Annotated in this window: 22 protein-coding genes; 6 read left to right on the top strand and 16 right to left on the bottom strand. The window is 70.9% G+C overall.

All coding sequences use genetic code 11. The annotated features are described in order from the left end of the window. Nucleotides 1-8: 8 nt before the first annotated feature. Nucleotides 9-617: a DUF4126 domain-containing protein gene (locus tag A3G1_RS0119780; RefSeq protein ID WP_018351219.1), complete on the bottom strand. Its 609-nt coding sequence runs from the start codon at nt 615-617 to the stop codon at nt 9-11. Between the two features lie 25 nt (nt 618-642). After that, on the bottom strand, nt 643-1,302 hold the full coding sequence (gene nucS, locus A3G1_RS0119775) for an endonuclease NucS (protein WP_026212307.1): 660 nt from the start codon (nt 1,300-1,302) through the stop codon (nt 643-645). A gap of 101 nt (nt 1,303-1,403) precedes the next feature. Between nucS and A3G1_RS0119770 the strand changes: the two genes are divergently transcribed. Beyond that, nucleotides 1,404-3,515, top strand: a complete 2,112-nt coding sequence (locus A3G1_RS0119770) for a prealbumin-like fold domain-containing protein (protein WP_018351217.1) — start codon at nt 1,404-1,406, stop codon at nt 3,513-3,515. A 51-nt stretch (nt 3,516-3,566) separates the two neighbouring features. Here A3G1_RS0119770 and A3G1_RS0119765 read toward each other — a convergent pair whose 3' ends face one another. After that, nucleotides 3,567-4,208, bottom strand: a complete 642-nt coding sequence (locus A3G1_RS0119765) for a DUF998 domain-containing protein (RefSeq protein WP_018351216.1) — start codon at nt 4,206-4,208, stop codon at nt 3,567-3,569. A 127-nt stretch (nt 4,209-4,335) separates the two neighbouring features. After that, nucleotides 4,336-5,700, bottom strand: coding sequence for a MocR-like pyridoxine biosynthesis transcription factor PdxR (pdxR, locus tag A3G1_RS0119760; protein WP_018351215.1), 1,365 nt, complete (start codon nt 5,698-5,700; stop codon nt 4,336-4,338). 254 nt (nt 5,701-5,954) lie between these two features. On the opposite strand from pdxR, the gene A3G1_RS0119755 reads away from it, so the two are divergent. Continuing rightward, a complete protein-coding gene (locus A3G1_RS0119755) occupies nt 5,955-6,767 on the top strand; it encodes an oxygenase MpaB family protein (RefSeq protein ID WP_018351214.1) in 813 nt (270 codons plus the stop codon). A gap of 46 nt (nt 6,768-6,813) precedes the next feature. Here A3G1_RS0119755 and A3G1_RS0119750 read toward each other — a convergent pair whose 3' ends face one another. Continuing rightward, a complete protein-coding gene (locus A3G1_RS0119750) occupies nt 6,814-8,325 on the bottom strand; it encodes an aldehyde dehydrogenase family protein (RefSeq protein ID WP_018351213.1) in 1,512 nt (503 codons plus the stop codon). A 138-nt stretch (nt 8,326-8,463) separates the two neighbouring features. Here A3G1_RS0119750 and A3G1_RS0119745 point away from each other — a divergent pair, with 138 nt between their 5' ends. The 4 genes from A3G1_RS0119745 to A3G1_RS0119730 all read left to right on the top strand — a co-directional run bounded on the left by A3G1_RS0119745 (nt 8,464) and on the right by A3G1_RS0119730 (nt 12,352). Beyond that, the gene (locus A3G1_RS0119745; RefSeq protein WP_018351212.1) at nt 8,464-10,239 is read left to right on the top strand and encodes a 3-hydroxyacyl-CoA dehydrogenase family protein; all 1,776 of its coding nucleotides are present in this window, start codon (nt 8,464-8,466) and stop codon (nt 10,237-10,239) included. Between the two features lie 175 nt (nt 10,240-10,414). Then, a complete protein-coding gene (locus A3G1_RS0119740; RefSeq protein WP_018351211.1) occupies nt 10,415-10,870 on the top strand; it encodes a protein-disulfide reductase DsbD domain-containing protein in 456 nt (151 codons plus the stop codon). 249 nt (nt 10,871-11,119) lie between these two features. Further along, nucleotides 11,120-11,431: a hypothetical protein gene (locus A3G1_RS0119735; protein WP_018351210.1), complete on the top strand. Its 312-nt coding sequence runs from the start codon at nt 11,120-11,122 to the stop codon at nt 11,429-11,431. Between the two features lie 141 nt (nt 11,432-11,572). Further along, on the top strand, nt 11,573-12,352 hold the full coding sequence (locus A3G1_RS0119730) for an alpha/beta hydrolase (protein ID WP_018351209.1): 780 nt from the start codon (nt 11,573-11,575) through the stop codon (nt 12,350-12,352). On the opposite strand, the gene A3G1_RS0119725 is transcribed toward A3G1_RS0119730, so the two are convergent. Genes A3G1_RS0119725 through A3G1_RS0119670 form a run of 11 tightly spaced genes read right to left on the bottom strand, consistent with a single transcriptional unit; the run spans nt 12,330 to nt 22,499 of the window. Then, on the bottom strand, nt 12,330-12,785 hold the full coding sequence (locus tag A3G1_RS0119725; protein WP_018351208.1) for a VOC family protein: 456 nt from the start codon (nt 12,783-12,785) through the stop codon (nt 12,330-12,332). The genes A3G1_RS0119730 and A3G1_RS0119725 overlap by 23 nt on opposite strands. Nucleotides 12,786-12,837: 52 nt before the next feature. Next, complete coding sequence (locus A3G1_RS0119720) at nt 12,838-13,920, bottom strand: right-handed parallel beta-helix repeat-containing protein (RefSeq protein WP_018351207.1); 1,083 nt, start codon at nt 13,918-13,920, stop codon at nt 12,838-12,840. Beyond that, the gene (locus A3G1_RS35720; protein WP_018351206.1) at nt 13,899-14,774 is read right to left on the bottom strand and encodes a glycosyltransferase family 2 protein; all 876 of its coding nucleotides are present in this window, start codon (nt 14,772-14,774) and stop codon (nt 13,899-13,901) included. The genes A3G1_RS0119720 and A3G1_RS35720 overlap by 22 nt, the downstream gene beginning before the upstream one ends. Beyond that, entirely contained in the window at nt 14,771-15,553 is a 783-nt protein-coding gene (locus tag A3G1_RS35715; protein ID WP_018351205.1) for a glycosyltransferase family 2 protein, read from the bottom strand. Before A3G1_RS35715 ends, A3G1_RS35720 begins: the two co-directional genes overlap by 4 nt. Further along, nucleotides 15,550-16,392, bottom strand: coding sequence for a glycosyltransferase family 2 protein (locus A3G1_RS0119700; protein WP_018351204.1), 843 nt, complete (start codon nt 16,390-16,392; stop codon nt 15,550-15,552). Before A3G1_RS0119700 ends, A3G1_RS35715 begins: the two co-directional genes overlap by 4 nt. Beyond that, nucleotides 16,379-17,755, bottom strand: a complete 1,377-nt coding sequence (locus tag A3G1_RS35710) for an O-antigen ligase family protein (RefSeq protein ID WP_018351203.1) — start codon at nt 17,753-17,755, stop codon at nt 16,379-16,381. The genes A3G1_RS0119700 and A3G1_RS35710 overlap by 14 nt, the downstream gene beginning before the upstream one ends. Before the next feature lie 2 nt (nt 17,756-17,757). Then, on the bottom strand, nt 17,758-18,477 hold the full coding sequence (locus A3G1_RS0119690) for a hypothetical protein (protein WP_018351202.1): 720 nt from the start codon (nt 18,475-18,477) through the stop codon (nt 17,758-17,760). 53 nt (nt 18,478-18,530) lie between these two features. After that, nucleotides 18,531-19,781 (bottom strand): glycosyltransferase family 4 protein, encoded by a 1,251-nt coding sequence (locus A3G1_RS35705; protein ID WP_018351201.1) that lies wholly within the window; start codon nt 19,779-19,781, stop codon nt 18,531-18,533. Continuing rightward, a complete protein-coding gene (locus A3G1_RS35700; RefSeq protein WP_018351200.1) occupies nt 19,778-20,407 on the bottom strand; it encodes a sugar transferase in 630 nt (209 codons plus the stop codon). The genes A3G1_RS35705 and A3G1_RS35700 overlap by 4 nt, the downstream gene beginning before the upstream one ends. Continuing rightward, the gene (locus A3G1_RS0119675) at nt 20,404-21,492 is read right to left on the bottom strand and encodes a DegT/DnrJ/EryC1/StrS family aminotransferase (protein ID WP_018351199.1); all 1,089 of its coding nucleotides are present in this window, start codon (nt 21,490-21,492) and stop codon (nt 20,404-20,406) included. The genes A3G1_RS35700 and A3G1_RS0119675 overlap by 4 nt, the downstream gene beginning before the upstream one ends. Then, nucleotides 21,489-22,499 (bottom strand): Gfo/Idh/MocA family protein, encoded by a 1,011-nt coding sequence (locus A3G1_RS0119670; protein ID WP_026212304.1) that lies wholly within the window; start codon nt 22,497-22,499, stop codon nt 21,489-21,491. The genes A3G1_RS0119675 and A3G1_RS0119670 overlap by 4 nt, the downstream gene beginning before the upstream one ends. Between the last annotated feature and the right edge of the window lie 129 nt (nt 22,500-22,628).

Below are 22,628 nucleotides of genomic sequence, written 5' to 3'. Positions count from 1 at the left end.
CGCCGAGTCTAGTCTGGACTCAGAACCCGCCCGCCCTTCGGTGTCCGCCGCCTGCGCCTGCTGAGCAGCCACCACGCCCCGAAGGCCAGCCCGGCCAGGCACAGCAGCACCAGCACCGGGATGATGATCGCGACGAAGGACATCACGACGCTCGTGAAGTCCTCCGCTGCCGACACTACGGGTGCTGCGAAGCCGAGGGACACCACGTTCACCATCGGGCGGACCAGTGCCTTGATCCCGTGCACGACCAGCGAGATCACTATGCCGGACACCACGGCCACCCACTGGTTGCCGGAGAAGAACGAGCCGGGGTCGGCCACCGCCACGGTCTCCGAGGACGAGGCCGCGCCGAACGCGAGCCCGCCGGACGTGGGCCGGACCACGGTCTGCACGACGTCGTTGATGCTGTCGACGGCCGGGATCTTGTCGGCGACCACCTCGATCGCCAGCAGGATCCCGAGGATCGTCAGCACCCAGCCGTTGCTCAGCCATGTCCACGTCTGCGGGAGCGTGATCAGGTCGGTGTACCGGCCGAGCAGCCCCACGATCAGCAGCGGGATGTACGCGTTGAGCCCAGCTGAGGCCGCGAGCCCGGTACCGGTGAGCGCTTCGAGCATGCTCCGACGCTACCGGGTACGGCGGCTAGAACAGGGTCAGTTCGTCCTTCTCGATCCCGCGCAGCCGGTCGTAGTCGACGGTCACGCACCGGATGCCCCGGTCGTTGGCCAGCACCCGGGCCTGCGGCTTGATCTCCTGGGCCACGAACAGCCCGCTGACCGGCGCGAGGAGCGGATCGCGGTTCAGCAGCTCCAGGTACCTGGTGAGCTGCTCGACCCCGTCGATCTCGCCGCGCCGCTTGACCTCGACGGCCACGTGGGCGCCGGTGCTGTCCCGGCACATCAGGTCGACGGGCCCGATCGCGGTCGGGTACTCCCGCCGGACCAGGGTGAACTCCTTGCCGAGCGTGCCGGGGTTGTCGGCGAGCAGCTCCTGCAGGTGGGCCTCGACGCCGTCCTTGCGGAGGCCTGGGTCGACGCCCAGCTCGTGCGAGCTGTCGTGCAGGATCTCCTCGATCGTGATCCGCAGCTCCTCGCCGGCCTTGTTGATCACGCGCCAGAGCCCGTCGGCCTCTTCGAGCTTGCAGGGCGGCGACATCCAGTTCAGCGGCTTGTAGGCCCGGTCGTCGGCGTGGATGGACACCGAGCCGTCCGCCTTGAGCAGGAGGAGCCGGGTGGCCAGGGGCAGGTGGGCGGTGAGCCGTCCGACGTAGTCCACGGAACAGCGGGCAATCACGAGACGCACCGAACCACTCTACCGAGCCGGTTGTGCCGCAAAGTTCGGACGGCCCCCGGTACCGGCATAATGCCCTGTTTATGGGGGTTAAAAGGCTTTCGTTGCCGGGAATGTCCGGCCTGCTGGCCTGGCCGGCGGCCCTGGTGGCGGTCCTGGTGCCCGGCGTGGCGCACGCGGACGCCGTGTCGAACGTGCACCAGGCCGCCGCGCCGGTCTACCAGGTGACGTTCGCGGCCAGGACCTGCGCCGGGTACACGGACATCATGGCCAACCGGGCGCGGAACAACATCCAGCAGAGCCTGCGTGACCTGGGCAAGGACTCGGTCTACGCCTACGGCCAGCAGATCGACCCGGCCATCGAGGCCGCGAACAACCCGGCGTGCCGGCCGCTGACCGGCTGGCAGTTCACGACGGGCGGCGGCTTCGGTGACCGGGTGAACGGGCTGACGGCCGTGACGGGGCCGGACGCGCCGACGCCGCCGACGGCCGCGAGCGTCCCGCTGCTGGACCGCACCGGCAGGCCCACCGGCCAGACCCTGGCCGGAGCCGTGACCGTCACCCTGACCCAGGCGCAGCTCGGCCGGGTGTCGCGCGGCTGGCTGACGATGCAGGGTGGCACCCCGGCCGAACCGCTGCTCGGCGGCCGCGTGCCGGGCGGCGGCGCCTTCGGCACGATCCGCTGCTCCGGCGACAACAACAACGCCGACAACGTCGAGTACGTCGACTTCCCGGCCGGCTATCGGCACGTCTTCTGCTTCGGCTACTACATCGACACCCGGGTACCCGAGGGCACGATCGTGGTCCGCAAGCAGGTGACGGCGGGCACGGGTACCGAGACGTTCGGCTTCGGCGGCAACGTGTCGTACGCGCGCGGCGGTGCCTTCAATCTCCGCGTCGAGGGCGGCAAACCGGCCGAGACCCGGTTCACCAGGGCGGCGACCCGGGCCGGGGACCCGCTGTGGCGGATCACGGAGGACGGCCTCGACGGCTGGACCCTGGAGTCGCTGGCCTGCGCGGCCCCCGGTGGCAGCGCCGTCACGGTCACCGGAGGGCAGGCCGACATCCGGCTGGTCGCGGGTGACACCGTGACCTGCACGTACACCAACCGGCCGCCGACCGTGACGGGCCTGGTGCTGCGGAAGACGAGCACGCAGACCACCGGCACGTTCGCCCTCAGCCTGTCTGGCCAGGGCATCACCCGCGACCTGAGCCTGACGACGAAGAAGCCGGACGTCACGGTGTCGGCCGAGCCGATCACCGGCCTGCCAGCTGGCACGTACACGCTCACCGAGACCGTCCCCGGTGCGATCGGCCTCGGCCCGTGGCGGCTGGACTCGGTGCACTGCAACGGCGTCGCGGTCCCCGTGAACGGCAACAGCGCAACCGTCACCCTCACGGCGAACGCGAACATGGACTGCCACGTCCACAACAGCTACAACTACGTCGGCAGCCTGACGCTGAACCTGGTCACGGAGGGCGGCACCGGCCGCGCCGCGTTCAACGTGACTCCGATGAACGAGGCCGTGGCCGATCCAGAAGACAACCGGCGGGTCGTCTCGGCGGAGACGACGGCGGAGAAGACCCCGGTCACGGCCACAGGCGACCCGCTCGACCCGATGATCACGACGAGCGCCTACCTGATCGACGTCACGCCGCCGCTGAGCGTGACCGGGCACTGGTACCGGACGGATGTCTCCTGCTCGCCGGGTGCCGCGCTGCTGAAGGTCGCCGGCACCTTCGTCACGGTCAACTTCCCGCTCCCGACGCTGCACATCGAGTGCACCTTCACGTACCGGCTGCTGCCTGCGGGCACGTTGCAGGTCGTCAAGCTCGCGGAGGGCCCGCCGGACGCGCGATCCGGTCCGGCCATTGTGGACATATCTTGTACCAGCGGCGCGGGCGGCCAGGTCGTCCTCCCGGCAGGCCAGCCCGGCCCGGCCCAGCTCCCCGAGCCGATCAGGGCCATCGACCCGGCGACGTGCACGGTGACCGAGACGAGTACGGGAGCGGCGGCCGGAGCCGTGCACTCCCTGACGGCCAGCCCGGCGGACTACGCGAACCCGGAGGTCGGCCCCGGGCGGGACGTCGTCGTCACGCTGACCAACCGGTACGACATCATCCCCGTCTCGGGCAACCGGGCGGGCATGGTCGCCGGGCTCGGCGGGGCGCTGGTCCTGCTCGGCGCGGTGCTGGTAGCCCTGGCCCGCAGGTACAGGCACTGACACGTGCGGCCGGGAGTCCCCGGTGGACTCCCGGCCGCACGCTGTCCGCCCTTACCGGTACCGTCCCGCGACCACCGACACCCACACCATCGCCGTGATGCCGCCGATCGCGATGGCCAGCGAGCCGCCCGGGCTGCCGGACATGGCCCAGAGGTTGCCGATCAGCAGTGCCGTGCCGGCCACCCGGGACGCGACGGCCCAACCGCGCGCACCCGCCCGGCTGAAGTGCCTGCCGAGGACGTAGCAGGCGGCGATCAGCGCGATGAAGGAGACGGAACCGGCCGCCATGTGCCCGATCCCGTGCCACGACATCGTGGCGGGCGGCCCGTCCGGAGTCCCGGCCGGGAATCCGTTGCCCGGGTCGACGACCAGCAGCCCGGCCGCGATCAGCCCGAGCCCGCTGATCCCGGCCAGCCGGGGCACCCAGACCCCGCCCGGCGTGCCGCGCATCGCCCGCGCCAGCCCTGCGGCTCCCGCGGTGGCCAGCAGCCCGGCGACGAGGAAGTTGGTGATCTGGAGCCAGCCCAGTGCGCCGGTGCTGAGGGCGCTCAGCGGGTGCCGGGTGAGGTCGAAGCCTTCCCGGGTGGCGGCCTGGCCGAGCGAGATGGCCGCCCACAGCGGACCGCCGATCAGTCCGGCGGTGAGCAGTGCGCGGGTCGGGGAAGAGGTGACGGGGGCGGAGACGGCTGCCACGGTGGGTCCTTCGAGCGGGAGGGATGGGGTTCCAGTGCTGACTCCACTCTCCAACCCGCGCTGACCTGTATCAATGCGCGATGCGACCACGGCCGTTGACTCAGATTAAACAATCGGCCCCTCGTCCCTAGTGGACAGAGGCGAGCACCTTTTCCAGCACCGGCAGGGCTTCCCTGTACCGGGTCTCCGAAGGCGTGCCGTAGCCGATGATGACCCCGGCCGGATGCTCGCCCGGGGTGTGCCAGTGTTCGCCGAGCGTCCCGATCGCGAGGTCGTGGGCCGCGGCCACGGCGAGGATGTCCTCCTCGGCCGGGCCGCCGGACGGCAGGTGGAGCAGCGCGTGCAGGCCAGCCGAGACCCCGCCGATCCGGTACCGCTCCCCGAGCCGCCCGATCAGCAGGTCGCGCCGCCGCCGGTACCGCAGCCGGGCGGCCCTGATGTTCCGGTCGTAGCCGTGGCTGGCGATCAGCTCGGCGAGGACGAGCTGCCCGATGTGCTCGGTGTGCAGGTCGGCGTGCCGCTTCGCGTCCAGCACCGGGCCGAGCAGGTGCCCGGGCAGGACGAGCCAGCCGAGCCGGAGGGCGGGCCCGAGGGTCTTCGACGCCGTTCCCGCGTAGGCGACGTGGCCGGGCGCCATGCCCTGCACCGCCCCGACCGGCTGCCGGTCGTACCGGAACTCGCCGTCGTAGTCGTCCTCGATCACGAGCCCGCCGTGCCGCCGGGCCCACTCGGCCACGGCATGCCGCCGTTCGGGGTGCAGCGTGACCCCCGTCGGGTACTGGTGCGCCGGCGTCAGCACCACCGCCCGGACGTCCCCGGTGAGCAGGTCGGTCCGCGCGCCCCGTTCGTCGGCGGGCAGCGGGACGACCTCGGCGCCGGCCCGCCGGACGACGTCGCGGTGGAAGCCGAGGCACGGGTCCTCCATCGCGACCCGCTGCCCGGCGAACAGCCCGGCGAGCAGGGACAGTGCCTGCACGTACCCGCTGGTGACCACGATCTGCCCCGGGTCGGCCAGCACGCCGCGTGCCCGGCCCAGGTAGGCGGCCAGCCCGGCGCGCAGCTCGATCCGCCCCTCGGGCTCGCCGTACCCGTACGCCTCGCCCGGCGTCGTCGCGAGCACCTTCCGCGTCGCCCGCAGCCACGCCTCGGCCGGGAACGCCGACCCGTCCGGCGTACCGGGCCGCAGGTCGAACCGTGGCCTGGCCGGCCCGGGTACCCGGCTGGACCGCACGGCCGGGGCCTGCCGCCCGGCGACGACGGTGCCGGAGCCCGTCCGCGCCAGCAGGTACCCCTCGGCGGCGAGCTGGTCGTAGGCCGCGCTGACCGTGCCGCGCGCCAGCCGCAGCTCGGCGGCGAGTGCCCGGGTCGACGGGAGCCGGGTGTCCGGCGGGAGCCGCCCGTCCTGGATCGCCTCGCGCAGCGCGCGTTCGAGGGCGGCCCGCCGGCCAGGACCGGCGTGCTCGCCCAGCTCGATATCGAGATGCAGATCCATCAGAACACTGTAATGATCGGCGCAACGCATCGAGTCAAGCGAATGCGAGGAGGGTCCATGACCGCTCTGCCCCGCCTTCTCGGCACCGGTTTCCTGATCACCGCCACGGCGCTCACCGTGACCGGGTGCGGGAAGCGGGCCGGCCTTCTACGTCCTCAAGATCGTCCAGCGCCCCGACCTGAAGTACCCGGCGGCCCAGGTGACGAACATCCGGCTCACGTTCGGCTGAACGCTACGGGACCTACGCTCGGAGGATGAGCGGTGACGAGGGCCTGTTCGGGCCGCGTAGCGTGACCTGGCAGCTCCATGCCGACCCCGCGATGTGGGTCGCCGGGGTCAGCGCGCTGTTCCTGCAGGCCCTCCACCCGCTCGCCGTCCGGGGCGTCCTCCAGAACTCCGACTTCCGCACGGACCCGCTCGGCCGCCTGATGAAGACGGCGCTGTTCGTGAGCGTCTCGACGTACGGGACGGCGGAGGCGGCCGAGCAGGCCGGTGCGCGGGTGCGCAGGATCCATGCCGCGCTGCGTGTCGACGGTACGCACCGCGTGGACGATCCCGAGCTGCTCCGGTGGGTGCACTGCGCCGAGGTGTGGTCCTATCAGGACGTTGTGCGCCGCGCTGGCTTCCCGCTCACGGACGCCCTGGCCGACCGGTATCTCACCGAGCAGCGGGCGAGTGCGGCGCTGGTGGGGCTGGATCCGGCCGCTGTGCCCGGTACCAGGGAAGAAATGTCCTTGTTCTTCGAGCGGTCCCGGCCGCAGCTGCGCCGGACGGCCGAGTCGGACGAGATCTACGCCTTCCTCATGTACCCGCCGGTGAACCCGCCGATGCGGGCGGGCTGGCAGCCGATCGGCCGTCTCGCCTACTCGCTGCTGCCGTCGTGGGCGACCGAGCTGTACGGCCGCAGGCCGATCCCCGTCCGCGCGGCCGAACGCCGCCTCCGCCTGCTGCGGAAGGCTGCGCTGCTCGTGCCCTCCCACCTCCGCTGGCGGGGGCGGAAGGGCAACATTCCCCGGGCGATGGCCCGCCTCGGCCCGGCCGCTCGTCCCTCCCCAGGAAACCTGTGATGGTGGGACCCCTCATGCTCCTATGGCGACGTGAGGGGTCCCACGATCATGAGCGGCGGCCGTGCAGGAGCCGCAGTGCCAGCCGGGTGAGCCTGGCGTCGCGCGGCTTGCGGTCGAAGGTCAGCACCTTCACCACCGACGGCATCCAGCGCTTCGCGATGGCCTTCGGCCGGGCGAACTCGCGCAGCCCGTCGGCCCCGTGGATCCGGCCGAACCCGGAGTCGCCCACCCCGCCGAACGGCAGCGAGGGGATGCCGGCGAACGAGATCGTCGAGTTGATCGAGGTCATGCCGGACTTGAGCTGCCGCGCGACCGCCATCGCGTCCGACTTGCCGAAGACGGCGCCGCCGAGGCCGTAGGGCAGCGCGTTGGCCTTGGCCACGGCCTCGCGCACGTCAGCGACGCTGGCGACCGTGACTGTCGGGCCGAAGGTCTCCTCGCACACCGCCGCCGAGGTCTCCGGGACGTCGACCAGCACGGTCGGGTGCACGAACGGCGGCCGGACAGCGTCGGCCCCGCCCAGGACGGCCCGCCCGCCATCGGCCAGCGCGGCGTCGATGTGCCTGCGGACCACGTCGATCTGGCCGGGCATCGTCATCGGGCCGATGTCGGCCTCCGGCTCGGCGCCGACCTTGAGCGCCCCGGCCCGCTCGGTGAGCTTGGCCAGGAACGCTTCATAGACAGGCTCGACGACGTAGATGCGCTCGATGCCGACGCAGGTCTGCCCGGCGTTCATCATCGCGCCCCAGACCGCGGCCTCTGCCGCTGCGTCCAGGTCGGCGTCCGCCGTCACGATGAGTGCGTCCTTGCCGCCACACTCGAGGAGTACCGGGGTGAGCGTCTCGGCCGCGGCCGCCAGCACCCGCTTCCCTGTCCGGGTCGACCCGGTGAACGCGATCTTGTCCACGCCGGAGCTGACCAGCTCGGCACCCGTGTCGCCGAGCCCGTGCACGATCCCGAACACGGGATGCTCCGGCACGGCCTGCGCGAACGTGTCCGCCAGGAACTGCCCGACACCCGGCGTGTACTCACTCGGCTTGAACACGACGGTGTTGCCGGCTGCGAGCGCGTACGCCAGCGACCCGACCGGCGTCAGCACCGGATAGTTCCACGGCCCGATCACGCCGACGACCCCGTAGGGCTGGTACTCCAGGTGCGCCGTGTACTCCGACTGGAGCAGCGTCCCGCCGACCCGCCGGATGCCCAGCACCTTCCTGGCGTGCTTGGCTGCCCACGCGATGTGGTCGATAGCCCCGGCCGACTCGACCAGCGCGTCGGCGAGCGGCTTGCCGCCCTCGCGGTGCATGAGCAGTGTCAGCTCGTCGAGCCGGCGGACCAGGGTGGCCCGCCAGGCCAGCAGCCGCCGGCGGCGCCCGGTGAAGCCCAGCTCCCGCCACCAGGTGGCGGCCTCACGCGCCGCGGCGACGGCCTCTGCCACCTGCTCGGGACCGGCCACGGGCAGCCTGGCGACCTCCTCACCGGTCGCGGGGCTGGTCGAGATCAGCTGATCTTGCTCGATGACGGGGGTACCGGAGACACGGACGCCAGATGAGGTCATGATCTATCTCCTAGCCGGGGGTGATACGAAGTCTAGACCCGTCCTTACTCGCAAGTAACCCTTGTGATGTGGTGCATTCCGCTCCCGCCGCTGGCACTGCTAGCGTTGCTCCCGGACTGTAAGGCTTGAGGAGGCGGCGTGACGGGCATCAACAAGGTCGGCGTGGTCGGGCTCGGCACGATGGGGGCCGGCATCGTCGAGGTCTTCGCCCGCAACGGGGTCGAGGTGCTCGGTGTCGAGATCACCGAGGCGGCGCTGGAGCGCGGCAGGGCGACCCTGTCCGGCTCGACCGACCGGGCCGTGGCCAAGGGCAAGCTCACCGAGGCCGCCCGCGACGAGCTGCACAGCCGGGTCACCTTCGCCGTCGGCCTGCCCTCCCTGGCCGATGTGGACCTCGTGATCGAGGCCGTGCCGGAGCGGCTGGAGCTCAAGCGCGCGATCTTCTCCGAGCTCGACCAGGTGTGCAAGCCGGAGACCATCCTGGCCACCAACACCTCCTCACTGTCGGTCACCGAGATCTCGGTCGCCACCCACCGGCCGAACCGCGTGATCGGCATGCACTTCTTCAACCCCGCCCCGATCATGAAGCTCGTCGAGATCATCCGCACGGTGGTCACCGAGCAGTCCGTCGTGGACGAGATCGAGGCGCTGTGCACCCGGCTCGGCAAGGTCGACGTGACGATCAGCGACCGGGCGGGCTTCATCGCCAACGCCCTGCTCTTCGGGTACCTGAACCACGCCGTCGCGCTCTACGAGTCGAAGTACGCCAGCCGTGAGGACATCGACTCCGCGATGAAGCAGGGCTGCGGCCTGCCGATGGGCCCGCTCGCGCTGATGGACCTGATCGGCCTCGACACCGCATACGAAATCCTCGACACCATGTACAAGCGGGGCGGCCGCGACCGCCGCCACGCCCCGGTGCCGCTGATCAAGCAGATGGTCACGGCCGGGCTGCTCGGCCGCAAGAGTGGCCGGGGCTTCTACACGTACGAGAAGGCCGGTTCCCCGGTGGTCGTCAGCGACCCGGAGCCTGCCCCGATCCCGGAGGCCGAGGCCCGCCCGGTCAGCCGGATCGGTGTCGTCGGCTCCGGCACGATGGCCACGGGCATCGTCGAGGTGCTGGCCAAGTCGGGTTACGCGACCACGTTCGTCGCGCGGGGCGCCGAGCAGGCAGCCCGGGCGCTGGCCCGGATCGAGCAGTCGCTCGCCAAGGCCGTCGTACGCGGAAAGCTGTCCGAAGAGGACCGTGACGCCGCCCTCGGCCGGATCACCGCCGCGCACAAGCTCGACGACCTGTCCGGTGTGGACCTCGTGGTCGAGGCCGTCGTCGAGGAAGTCAGCGTCAAGAAGGTCCTGTTCGAGGCGGTCGCCGAGATCGTCAAGCCGGGTACCGTCCTGGCCACGACCACCTCCTCCCTGCCGGTCATCGAGTGCGCGATGGCTTCCGGCCGGCCGGAGGACGTGGTCGGCCTGCACTTCTTCAACCCGGCCCCGGTCATGAACCTCGTCGAGGTCGTCCGGACCATCAGGACTTCCCCGTCCGCGCTGGCCACCGCCGTCGCGGTGTGCGAGGCCGTCGGGAAGCGCCCGGTGGTGTGCGCGGACCGGGCCGGTTTCGTGGTCAACGCGCTGCTGTTCCCGTACCTGAACGACGCCGTCAAGATGCTGGAAGCCAGCTACGCGACGGCGGACGACATCGACTACGCCATGAAGCTGGGCTGCGGTTACCCGATGGGGCCGTTCGAGCTGCTCGACGTCGTCGGGCTGGACGTCTCGCTGGCCATCCAGAAGCAGCTCTACCTGGAGTTCCGCGAGCCCGGCTTCGCGCCGGCCCCTCTGCTGGAGCACCTGGTGACCGCCGGTTACCTGGGCCGCAAGGCCGGCCGGGGCTTCCGGGACTACAGCACGCCGTAACCGGTACGCGCCGGCCATCAGGGCTGGATCTGTTCCGCAGGGAAACCTCCTGTCTGGAAACAGATCCAGCCCGCTGGCTTTCTCGGCTGGACCTCACGCCGGACTGACCGCCATAGTGGTAGGACTGCCACCACAGTGGCGGGACCGCCCGACTCCACCCCCTCGGAGCGCCGACGTGACCAAGCGCGTCATCATCATCGCCGCAGCTGTGCTCGCGGTGATCCTGCTCGGTTCCCTGCTGCTCGGCGGCGGGGGCAAGGCAGAGCCGGCCACCTTCACCGAGGGCGGGGCGGAGGTGAAGGTGGAGTTCCAGAACGGCGTGCTCGCCGGCGACAAGATCCGGGTGACCCTCAAGCCGGTGGCCTCGGGTGCCCGCGTCGTGGCCGGCCTGAAGATCGAGGTGTCCGGAGCCGCCACCGCCGACGGCGAGCCGAGTCTGCCGACCCCGGTCACCCGCAAGGACTTCACCGTCCAGGTCTACTCTTCGACCACCGTCCGGGCCACCCAGCCGGTCAAGCGCCCGGACGACAAGCCGGGCCAGATCCAGGTCAAGCTCACCTACCAGGTCTGCGACAAGGCAGCCTGCACTGCCCCGGTCACCGGCAGAGTCATCCCCTTGTCGATCAAGTAGCCCCTGGTGGCGCGGGCCGCCTCGCGTCAGATCAAACCCATCATTTTGTACCCGTGCCGCAGCCCCCGGCCCCCGCAGCCGGAGCCTTGCGCCCGGAGCCGCGCACCCTGGCCGCGTGATGGCGTGCCAAGCGCTGTCCGGAATCGCCCGGCCCGGCCCGTTCAGCCCGCTGATATCCGATTGACAAGCCATGATCGACTGGCCAGCGCCGGTCCGCGACCCGGGCGGCGGCCGGTTATTCTTCTGAACGTGAGCCCCCGTCATAACCGCCGACTGCGCGACCAGGCTGACGACGAGGGCCGGGCGCGCCGATCCCTGGATTCCGTCGAGCCCGCCGCCGATGGTGACTGGCTGGTCCGCACGCTCGCGGGCAGCGGCACCGGCAAGGTGTACCGCTGTCCTGGCTGCGACCAGGAGATCCCGTCCGGCGTGCCGCACGTGGTTGCGTGGCAGGTGGACGGCGACCCGGGGGACCGGCGGCACTGGCACACCCCGTGCTGGCGTTCGCGGCAGCACCGGACTCCCCGGCTCCAGCGCGGCCGGTCGGCCCCGAAGTACTGAAGGCCGCCCGCCGTCCCGTGATCGCGGTCGCTTTTCCCGCTGATCCTGGCCGCCGCCGCCGCTCGCACGGAGACAATCGCACTGGAAGCCCCCTCACGTACGGACCCCCTCGTACGGCCCGCTCTTCGGAAGGACTCAGCCGTGGCCCTCATCCGCGCCAACTCGATCTTGCCGGCCCGGCGGGAGGACATCGAGCTGCACACGGCCGACGGCCTGAAGCTGGTGGGGGAGCTGGCGCTGCCCGCCGGGAAGGATCCGGTCGCCACGCTCGTGTGCCTGCACCCGCTGCCGACGCACGGCGGGATGATGGACAGCCACGTGTACCGCAAGGCGGCCTGGCGTCTCCCGGCCCTCGCCGACCTGGCCGTCCTGCGCTTCAACACGCGGGGTACGTCGAGTGTCCGTGGCACCAGTGAGGGCGAGTTCGGCAACGGGGAGACCGAGCGCTTCGACGTGGCCGCCGCGCTGGAGTTCGCGGAGTTCGGCGACCTGCCCGACATCTGGCTGATCGGCTGGTCGTTCGGCACGGACCTGGTGCTCAAGTATGGGCTCGACCCGGAGGTGAAGGGTGCTGTCCTGCTCTCGCCGCCGCTGCGCTTCTCCGCACCGTCCGATCTGGACGCCTGGGCTGCCGACGGCAAGCGGCTGACAGCTCTCGTGCCGGAGTTCGACGACTACCTGCGGCCCGCCGAGGCCCGGGAACGCTTCTCGGTCGTCCCGCAGGCCGAGGTGATCGGCATCGACGGCGCGAAGCACCTGTGGGTCGGCGACGCGGAGACCGTGCTCGACGAGATCGTCCGCCGGGTGAACCCCGCCGCGTACCCGCTGCCGCGCGACTGGTCCGGCGAGATGTCCGCCGGGGACTCCAGCGCCTACGCCGACCGCACCCTGGCGGCCTTCAAGGACGTACCGCGTCCTTGAGTGGTTCGGCGAGGGCGACGATGATGCCCCCGGGCCCCCGCACGTAACAGAGCAGGTAGATGTCCTCGTACGGGACCACCTCGCCGATGAGCTCGCCTCCGTGCGCGCGCAGCCGGGCGAGGACGTCGCGGAGGTCGTCGACGGCGAACATGACGCTGCGCAGCCCGAGCGTGTTCGGCGGCGCGTTGCCGGGCTCGGCTGCCGTCAGGGCCGGGGAGCGGAACCTCGTCAGCTCCAGCCGGCTGTGGCCGTCCGGGGTCCGCATCATCGCGATGTCGACCCGGACGCCGTCGAGCCCGTTGATCCGGTCGACCCAGGGCCCGTGGACCGGCATCTCGTCCTCGAGTTCCATCCCGAGCTCGGTGAAGAACCCCTTGGCCGCGTCGAGGTCGTCCACCACGACGCTGACGTGGTGCATCTGCTGGATACCCATATGCCCGATTGTCTCACTGCGGGACGTGCTGGCCGGGGGAGCGGCCTGGCGCTCAGCGGCGCCGCTGAGCCGCTTCCGCCACCGGGTCAGGTACCGGCGGGCGGCCCGGCTCGTTCCAGTAGTTGCCGCGCCATTCGTTGCCGCCGTCGCGTACCCAGGCTGTCGCGGCCCCGTTGAAACCACAGCGCGCGTACGGTGCTCGTGCGAACGCGTTGCCGACCACCCGCACGTTCGTGGCGACCGGGAAGGGCCGGGTGGGCAGGCTGCCCGCGTACATGCAGTAGGCGCCGCCCGACAGCAGGTTGCCCTCGATCAGCACGTCGTGGATCGGGCCGAAGTTGCCGTACAGTGCCAGGGCCGCCGAGCAGTTCTCCGCCGTGCCGCAGTCCAGTGTGTTGCCCCGGATCACGCTGCCGCCGCCCCCGTGGCTGGCCATCGCGCTGTTCTGGCTCGTCCCGGCCTGGTAGGGGTCGTGCAGCCACGAGCTGAGCACCGTCACGTTGTCGGTGAAGTGGAGCTGGCTGCCGCCGCTGTGCAGGTTGCACCGCAGGCAGGTGAAGTTCGAGCCGACGATGAGCGGCCAGGTCGGGGCGCGGCGCTGCCCATCGACCTCCACGTTCTCCAGGCGCGTGTTGAGCGTCAGTCCATAGAGGTCGGTCCGGACCGTCCCGACCGCGCACGCGCCCCGGATCCGGCTGTTGCGGATCGTCACGTTGCTGGCCTTGACGGTCACGCAGCCGGTGATGTCCGCGCCGTCGATGACCGTGCCGTCCCTGGTGATGCTCATGCCGCCCATCGGGGTCAGCGCGCGCCCCGCCGGGACTCCCGTGTTCGAGGGCCCGGGCCAGCCCGTGGTGTCCGTCCGGGTGCCCGTCGTGCGCTGCGCGTCCGGGTCGGCGGGCCGGTGGACCTTCGTCGGTACCGGCCCGGCGTCGCTGGGCTGGGCGCCGGCCAGCGGCCGCTCGTGCCCGGCCGGCTCCGGGTCGGGGACGAGGCTGAAACCACCGAGGACGGCCACGGCCCCCAGGACCAGGCCGATCATCACGAGCACGAACCAGAGCGGGCGGCGAGGGGTCACCTGGTGGGTGTCCTCGTTGAGCAGCTCGGAGGTGATCACAGCCAGCCTGCCCGCCACTCTCCCCGCTTGGCCCAGACCTCCCGCCAGCCAGCCCCCGCGCGGCTGCGCAGCCACACCCCGGCACTGATCAGGCCCAGGGCCAGCCGGGCCTTCGCGGCGGGCCAGCGCAGCCTGACGAAGGTCACCTTGCCCTTGAGGACCATGACCCTCTTGTTCGTACTGCTCGACGAGGCGCCACCCACGTGCACGACCATCGCCTCCGGTACGAGCACCGGCCCGCGCCCCAGCTTCGCCGCGCGGTAGGACAGGTCGACGTCCTCGGAGTACATGAAGTAGCGGGGGTCGAAGCCGCCCAGCTCCTCGAACAGCGCGCGCTCGACGAGGAGCAGGCAGCCGGACGCCGCAGGTACGGGCCCGCCGGCCGCCCGGGACAGCCCCGGCAGCTCCTCCGGGTTGAACAGCCGCGACTTCCGGAACACCGAGGAGAGCCCGGCCGCGAAGCAGAGGTATCCCCACAGGGACGGCAGGCCGAACACGGACCGGCCGTCGTCCAGCTGTGCGGCTGTGAGGGTGCGCCCAGCGTAGATACCGCGGGCCGGGCTGGCCTCCGCGTGGGCCAGGAGCGATGCGACCGGGTCACCGACCGGTTCCGTGTCGGGGTTAACGAGTAACAGATAAGGGGTTGTGGCCTGAGCCGCAGCCAGATTGACCGCCCGGCCGAAGCCGAGGTTCTCCGGCGAGCGGATCACCGTGACGGCGGGGTAGGCGGCCTCGATCGCCTCGGCCTCCGCGTCGCCCGGCGAGTTGTCGACCACGATCACGTCCACATCGGACGGCAGGCCGGCCAGGCATTTCAGGATGAGCTCGCGGGTGTTGTATGCGACGAGGACGACCGTCACTCTGGCGGTCACCGGGCTACCTCCCAGGTCACGGGTGCTCGTTTCCGCCGCCGGTCGGCCGCGAGGGTGATGGCGGCGTAGCAGACGGCGGCCGGCCACAGCCACGGCCGGGGCGCGGTCACCCTGATCCACGCGGTCCGGCTGCCGGTCGGGCCCTGCTGCGCTGTGCCGGTCCGGACGCGCGCCAGCCTGCTGATCAGAGCTCCGGTGTCCGGTGATGTGTCCACAAGGGAGTCCGCGTCGGCGACGGCCTTCTCCTCGGCCGTGAAGAGCCGGTCGAGGAACAGGTCGTCGGCGATCAGCCCGCCTTCGCCGAAGGTCTCGAACCGGGCCCGGCCCTGCTCGCTCAGGCCGATGATGCCCCGCCCGAACAGCGCCTTCTGGTACACCGGCAGCCGGTCCTGCACCGCGTAGTAGCCGCGCAGCACCCACGGCCGGCCGCTGACGTCGAGTTTGCGCCGGACGGTCCCAGCCAGCACCCGCTCGTCGCGGAACAGGCTGATCAGGGCCCGGACGCCGGCGCCAGTGACCCGCACGTCGGCGTCCAGGTAGATCCGGGGGAAGCCTCCGGCCTCGGCGTCGCCGGCGTTCAGGGCCGCCGCCTTGGAGGCCTCGGGCAGCTCGATCACCCGCACTCCGGCCGCCCGGGCCACGCCGGCCGTGTCGTCCGTGCAGCCGTTGGCGACGACGATCACGTCCAGGCCGGCCAGCTCGGGAAGGAGCCTGGCCAGCCCGGCCGCGTCGTTGTGCGCGGGGACGACGACGGTAGCGCCGGAGGCGGGCACGGTCACCAGGGCGCCTTGCCGGTCAGGGTCCGCCGGATCCGCCGGATCACGGAACGCTTCGTCTTCCGCCAGCCGAAGTACTCCCGCAGGTCGAGGCTCGCCGTCTGGGCCACCTCCGCCGACCGGCGCATCTGGGCCGTCCAGTCCGCGATGGTCCGCACGCCCGTCGTCTTCGCCGACAGCGGCAGCCTGGCCAGCAGGTCCTCGTCCGTGTGGTAGACGGTGTTGGGGCTGCGCGGGTCGTCCATGTGGTCCTCGGGGATGAACGGGAAGTACCAGCCGTTCACCCACCCGGCCTGCGCCGCCTCCAGGCACCACGTCGTGAACGAGTGCTGCTCGGTCAGCGGCCCGATGCCCTCCAGTACCGCGCGCTTGGCCAGGTACCCGCTGCCCTGCACCCAGTGGTTGCGCAGCAGCTTGTGCCCCCCCGGGTACTCGGCGGTCTTGCGGGACGCCAGCTCCGGCCGGTAGTCCTCGTCGAGGAACCGCCAGCTGCCGATCACGCCGAACTCCGGCACGGCCTCGTGGGCGGCCCGCAGCGTCTCGATCCAGCCCGGCGTCACCAGGCAGTCGTCGTCCACTTTGGACATATAAGAGCCGTCGGACTCCGCCCACAGCCAGTTGGTCGGGGTACGCAGGCCGACGTTCTCCGGGCTGTGGTGGAACTTCGCCACCTTCGGATGGTCCGCGTACTCCCGGGCCACCGCCAGGGTCTCGGCGTGCCCGCCGTTGTGCCACAGCCACACCCGGTCGCCGTCCCCGCAGGTCTCCAGCAGCCGGGGCAGCGACAGCCGGACGTACTCCGGCCGTTCAAAAGTGATCATGAGGATGTCAGTACCGGTCATGGGGCCTCCCCGATCCGCTGATCCGCCAGAGCGCCCCCACGGCGCCCAGCAGCAGCCCGAACGTCACCACAAAACTCGTGAAGAACAGCGCGTCGAAGGTGAACGCCGAGAACGCGAACGACGCGAGCCCGGCGACCAGGACGGCGGCCAGGTGCCGGTCGGACTCCCGTGACGCCTTGCGCCACACGGCGATCCCCTGCCCGGCACCCGTGCTGAACAGGACAACGAGCCCGGCCACCCCGACGACACCGGAGGACACCAGGGTGAGCAGCCACTGGTTGTCCAGCAGGAAGTACAGCTCCGGCACGAAGGTCCCGGTGCCCCTGCCCAGCCAGGGCCGCTCGCTGATCAGCGGGAACACCCTGGCGTAGTCGTCGGTCCGGCCGCTGATGCTCGGGTCGTTCTCCGCCATGAACAACGCGCGCAGCGTGCCGAGCAGGCCGGGCCGGATCACGCTGAACACCGCCATCGTCATGACCGAGGCGATGCCGATCACGATCCGGCGCTGCCAGCCCCACGCGATCCCGGTGACGACCATCGAGATGGCGATGGCGATGATGCCGGTCCGGGACAGGGCCAGGGGGATCGCGCAGGCACTGATCACCGTGGCGACCGCGATCAGCTGGCGTTCGAGGCTGCGCACCGCGTACTTGCTGTAGTGCAGCCCCAGCGGCACCACCACGGCCGCGATCAGCGTGCTGAACTCGATGTAGTGCCCGACGGTGCCCGCCACCCTGACCAGCCCGCCGGCGCCCCGGTTGGAGAAGCCGACCGGGGGAGCCTGGAAGGCCAGCCCTGGCGGCTGGATGTACAGGGTGATGTCCTTGCGCAGCGCGAACTGGAGAATGCCCACGACGGACATGAACACGCCGCACCAGAACAGTGTCCGCATGAGCAGCCCGAGCTGGCGCCGGCTCTTCAGCCCGTCGGCCGCGAGCAGCGCGACACCCAGCATGGCGGCGGCGGCCATCATCGTCCGGTCGGAGTTGTTGGCCTCGATGACCGTCAGGCCGCGCAGCTCACCGGAGATGTAGGAGGCGAGCAGGGCCAGGAAGTACGCGGCGACGCCCCAGCGCATCGGCTGCCTGCCCCGTGCGGTCAGGTCGGGGTGGACCCTGGCCAGCAGCCAGAACAGCAGCAGCATGATGGCGAGCAGGGTGCCGGGCCGCCCGATGCTGGTCAGGCCGGGCACGATCACCCGGGCCGGCAGCACGAAGATGAGCAGCACGACCGTCGCCAGCAGCCCGGCGGGGCTCAGCGCGATCCGGATCAGCGCCAGCCCGGGATTGGCCGGGCCGGGGTTGGCGGCTTTCGCCGGGCCGGGTGCCGAGGGTGCGGTGCTGCCGAGGGGTAGGGAGGTCATGACTACTGGAGCGGCATGGTCGGCTCGGTGTCGTCGCGGATCACCGGGATGACCATCGTCGCGTCCGCCGGCTTGTTGTCCTTGGCAGCGGCCTTGCTGACCTGGACGGGCGCCTGGGCGCGGACCGAGGTGCGCAGGATGCGCTCCCTGCGCCGCTGGACCAGCCGGATGATCGCGTCCACCAGTACCGTGATCATGACGGTGGCGAGCAGGCCGCCGCCGGCGATCCCGATCTGGGCGCGGCGCACGCCGGTGGTCACGGTCTTCACCGTGCCCTCACCGTCCAGGCTCTCCGTGCTGATCTTCAGGGTCGGCTGGGCCTCGAACGCCTTCTGCTTCGCGTTGACCTCGTCGGAGATGAGCTTGACGACGTACTGGACGGTGGCCTTCGACTTCGCGGAGCTGATCGACGTGACGGTCACCGTGATGATGGCGCTGCGCGGGACGATGGCGAGCTTGTAACCCGGCTCGTACCCGGCAGAGGCAGCCTTCTCCCGGCTGGCCTGCTTCTCCAGGCTGATCAGGACGGCCTGTGCCATCTGCACCGGCCCGGCCTCGGCCCACTGGTTGGCCGGCGGGGCTGGCTTGCCGGCCGGCGGCGGTACCGGCTTGCCGGTCGGCGGCAGGAGCAGGATCGACCCGGTCGCCTCGAACTCCGGCTTCACGTGACTGCCCACCTGGAACGTGGCCACGGCCGTCACCACCAGCAGCGGGACAAACACAAACCAACGCCGCAGGAGTAGCCGGGCAACGTCCCAAAGGTCCATAGTGCGCCTCACGAACTGTCTGCGCGGGCACGGTCGGCGGCCAGCCGGTCGTGCGCGGGCGGGCGGGGAGCGGGCACCGGTTCGGAGCCGCGCCGTGTCAGCAACCTATCCCACAGGGCGACGTAACGGGATCCCTGATGATCCCAGGCCAGCTCCTCGACGAACCGTGCCCGGGCGAGACCGGACATACACGCACGCCGCTGCGGGTCGCCGAGCAGTTCGTCCAGCGCACCGGCCAGTTCGGCCGGGCTGCCGGCCGGCACGTAGACCGCCGCGTCGCCGGCGCTGCGCCGGGTCTCGACCAGGTCGACGGCCACGACGGGCACGCCACGCCCCAGGTACTCGATGGTCTTCGCCATCGTGGAGCGCTGGGCGTGCGGGCTGGGCGGGTCGGGCTGGAGGCCGACCGTCGCGCGGGACAGCAGCTCGTCGACCTGCGGGGCCTCCAGCCAGCCGGTGAACTCCACCAGGTCGGACAAACCGCGCTCCGCCGTCAGTTTCTTCAGGCTCTCCAGGCATTCGCCGTCCCCGGCGACCACCATCCGCCAGCCGCCGCGCATCGTGCGCAGCTCGGCGGCCGCCTCGATCGCCGCGTCCACGCCGTCCTGGGCACCGAGCACGCCGAGGTAGACGATGGTGTCCACAGTGGTCTCCATGGCAGGCCGTGCCACAATCTCGGACAAATAAGGGCCATTGCGGACGACGGTCATCTTCTCGGGCCGGCAGCCGCCCCGGTCGACCGCCATCTGCTTGTATGACTCGTTCGTGGAGATGACGGCCGTCGAGCAGCGCAGCGACAGCTTCTCCAGCACCCGCAGGACCTTGTGCACGGGGCTCGACGGGCTGCCGCCCCGGCTCTCGTACACCTCGGGGGACAGGTCGTGGTGATCGAACACGAACGGCATGCGCAGCGCGCGCATCACGAGCGCCAGCGGCCAGAACACGTCCGGCGGGTTGCACACCTGCGCGGCGCGCGCCCGCTGGAACACGACAGCCTGCGTCAGCCGGAGCGCGATCCACAGGAAGGACCAGGCGAACTCGACGGCGAACGACAGCAGCCCGCCGCCGGCGAACGGCTGCGGGTAGCTGAGAATCCGGGCGTTCTTCGTGCCAGGCACGATGTCCGGCCGCTGCGGGCCACGGGGGCAGATCACCGACACTCTGTACCCGGCGGCCTCCAGCGACTGGCACTCCCGGATCACCCGCCGGTCCTTCTCGACCGGCAGGTTGGCCACCGCGATCACGATGTGGGTACTCACCGGGCCACCGACCTGTCGAAGATCACCTTGACGGTCTTCAGCAGGATCCGCAGGTCGAACCAGAGCGACTTGTTCCGCACGTAGAGCACGTCGAGCTCCAGCGCCGCCCGGTAGTCCACTGTGGAACGTCCGGAGACCTGCCACAGGCCCGTCATGCCCGGCCGGGCGGCGAACCGCTGCTCGGCGCCGGGCGGGAACATCGCTGCCTCCCACTCCAGTACCGGCCGGGGGCCGACGAGCGACATCTCGCCCTTCACGACGTTCCACAGCTGGGGCAGCTCGTCGAGGCTGGTCCGGCGGAGGAAGGCGCCGATCGGGGTGATCCGGGGGTCGGCGACGAGCTTGTAGACCCCCTTCTCGCCCCCGTCGGGAGCCGCGCCGCCGCCGGTGGTGGTGAGCACCTTGGACACGTACTCCCGGTGCACCCGGTCGTCGTTGTTGTGCGTCATGGTCCGGAACTTGATCACCGGGAACTCGCTCCGGTGCAGGCCCAGCCGGTCCTGCCGGAACAGGACCGGGCCGGAACTGGTCAGCTTGACGGCGACCGCGACCACGAGCAGCAGCGGCGACAGGAGGATCAGCAGCACGATCGCCGCGGCGGCCTCGACAAGCTGACGGACGCTCATGACGGCAGCGCTTCGACGAGCTTCGCGGACACGTACTCGACCTGCTCACTGGTCATCGACGGGAACATGGGCAGCGACAGCAGCTCACCGGCTGCGGCCTCGGCGACGGGCGCGTGGGCCGCGACTCCGTAGGCTGGCTGCTGGTGGCACGGGATCGGGTAGTGCACGCTGGCCTGCACGCCCTGCGCGCCGAGCCGTTCGCGGACGCCGTCGCGGTCGGCGACCCGGACGACGAAGAGGTGCCAGGCGGAGGTGACGCCCTCCGGCGGCTCGACGATCAGGCCGGCCAGCTTGTCGCGGTACAGGCTCGCGATCTCGTTCTTCGCCGCGTTCCAGCTGTCGAGGTGGGGGACCTTCAGCGAGAGGATGCCGGCCTGGAGCGCGTCGAGGCGGCTGTTCACCCCGATCTCGGCGTGCTTGTAGTGGTCGCCGCCCGCCCGGCCGTGGTTGGCCAGGCTGCGGATCCGCTCGGCGAGCGCCGGGTCGTCGGTGACCACGGCGCCGCCGTCGCCCCACGCGCCGAGGTTCTTGCCCGGGTAGAAGCTGAAGCACGCCGCCACCCCGAAGGAACCGGCCTTGCGGCCCTCCCAGATCGCGCCGTGCGCCTGGGCGGCGTCCTCGACGACCAGCAGGCCGTGGCGCTGCGCGTAGGCGGCGATGGCGGCCGGGGGCACGATGTGGCCGTACAGGTGGACCAGCAGGATCGCCCGGGTCCGCTCGGTACGCGCGGCTTCCAGCGTGTCCGGCGTGACCTGGAGGTGTACCGGGTCCACGTCCACGAACACGGGCGTGGCTCCGGCGGCAGAGACAGCCGCGGCGCTGGCGATGAACGTGTTGGCCGGGACGAGCACCTCGTCACCCGCGCCGACGCCGAGCGCCCGCAGCGTCAGGACGATGGCGTCCGTACCGTTCGCGACGCCGACGGCGTGTGCCGTGCCGCAGTAGGCGGCCCAGCCCTCCTCGAAGGCCGCGACGTGCCTGCCGCCGATGAAAGCCGACGTGACGGCCAGCTCACCGACGAGCTGGACGACGTCCTCCGCGATCGGGGCGTGCATCGCCGCCAGATCCATGAAGGGAACCTTCATGCCTTCGACACCTCCAGCAGGTCCACCGTCTTGCCGGTGGCGAGGGATTCCTGAGCGGCTTCCAGCACCCGGACGACCGCGAGACCCGCGTAACCGTCCGTGCGCGGCCGGGCCCCGGTGAGCACGCACTCGACGAAGTGCCTGTCCTCGTTCATCAGGGGCTCGGTGAACGCGATGTGCGGGGAGACGATACCGCCGTAGCGGTAGCTCATCGGCATCGCACCGTCGTTGGCCGGCAGCGCCTGCACGCCCTTGTCGTAGATGCGCAGGCGGCCGTCGTCGAGCAGGTCGTTGTACACGGCCATCCGCTTGCTGCCGACCACAGTGGTCCGCCGGACCTTGCACGGGTCGAGCCAGCTCACGTGCAGGTTGGCCGTGGTACCGAGCGTGCCGTACTCCAGCCGCAGGTACGCGACGTCCTCGAACGGGCCGCCGGCGTGCCTGGAACCCCACGCGGTCACAGCCGTCGGCTCGGCACCGAGCACCGTGTTCATGATGGAGATGTCGTGCGGGGCCAGGTCCCAGACGACGTTGACGTCTGGCTGGTAGAGGCCGAGGTTGAGCCGGGCCGAGTCGAGGTAGTACACCGAGCCCAGCTCGCCGGAGTCGACCAGGTCCTTGAGGGCGGTGACAGCGGCGTTGTAGGCGAAGGTGTGCCCGGCCATCAGCGTCAGGTTGTTCTTCTCGGCCAGCTCGATCAGCTCGAGGGCCTCGGCGACGGAGGCGGTCATGGGCTTCTCGACCAGCACGTGCTTGCCGTTCTTCAGCAGCTCGCGGGCGATCGGGCCGTGGGTACGCGGCGGGGTGGCGACCACGGCCGCGTCGATGAGGTCGTAGACGTCGTCGAGGCTGGAGGCGCACAGCGCGCCCGGGTACATCTGCTGGATCTGGCTGAGCTGGTCAGGCCGTGCGTCGATCGCGACGACCAGGCTGACCTCGGGGATCTGGGTCAGCACCCGAAGATGCTTGGCACCCCAGTAGCCACAACCAATCACACCAACGCGCATTACCAGAACTCCCCAAGGTCGCTACTAAACGTGTATGACCGGTCACATAGCTGCCGGGAAAGCTTCGCGGAGCGCCAGGGTTTGGCACAAGAGGCGGAGTGGGCACACCTGCTGTCGCGTTCCTTACAA

It is taken from the genome of Longispora albida DSM 44784 (assembly GCF_000379825.1).
Classification (GTDB): Bacteria; Actinomycetota; Actinomycetes; order Mycobacteriales; family Micromonosporaceae; genus Longispora; species Longispora albida.
Note: the sequence above shows the minus strand (reverse complement) of the source record. Positions and strands in the feature narration are given on the sequence as shown.

What these genes read in the sequence shown, in the direction of transcription:
- A3G1_RS35700 (WP_018351200.1), bottom strand. Translation starts at nt 20,407, where the DNA reads ATGAGCGTCCGTCAGCTTGTCGAGGCCGCCGCGGCGATCGTGCTGCTG.
- A3G1_RS0119755 (WP_018351214.1), top strand. Translation starts at nt 5,955, where the DNA reads ATGAGCGGTGACGAGGGCCTGTTCGGGCCGCGTAGCGTGACCTGGCAG.
- A3G1_RS0119770 (WP_018351217.1), top strand. Translation starts at nt 1,404, where the DNA reads ATGTCCGGCCTGCTGGCCTGGCCGGCGGCCCTGGTGGCGGTCCTGGTG.
- A3G1_RS0119675 (WP_018351199.1), bottom strand. Translation starts at nt 21,492, where the DNA reads ATGAAGGTTCCCTTCATGGATCTGGCGGCGATGCACGCCCCGATCGCG.
- A3G1_RS0119670 (WP_026212304.1), bottom strand. Translation starts at nt 22,499, where the DNA reads ATGCGCGTTGGTGTGATTGGTTGTGGCTACTGGGGTGCCAAGCATCTT.
- A3G1_RS0119725 (WP_018351208.1), bottom strand. Translation starts at nt 12,785, where the DNA reads ATGGGTATCCAGCAGATGCACCACGTCAGCGTCGTGGTGGACGACCTC.
- pdxR (WP_018351215.1), bottom strand. Translation starts at nt 5,700, where the DNA reads ATGGATCTGCATCTCGATATCGAGCTGGGCGAGCACGCCGGTCCTGGC.
- A3G1_RS0119750 (WP_018351213.1), bottom strand. Translation starts at nt 8,325, where the DNA reads ATGACCTCATCTGGCGTCCGTGTCTCCGGTACCCCCGTCATCGAGCAA.
- A3G1_RS0119780 (WP_018351219.1), bottom strand. Translation starts at nt 617, where the DNA reads ATGCTCGAAGCGCTCACCGGTACCGGGCTCGCGGCCTCAGCTGGGCTC.
- A3G1_RS0119700 (WP_018351204.1), bottom strand. Translation starts at nt 16,392, where the DNA reads ATGACCGGTACTGACATCCTCATGATCACTTTTGAACGGCCGGAGTAC.
- A3G1_RS35710 (WP_018351203.1), bottom strand. Translation starts at nt 17,755, where the DNA reads ATGACCTCCCTACCCCTCGGCAGCACCGCACCCTCGGCACCCGGCCCG.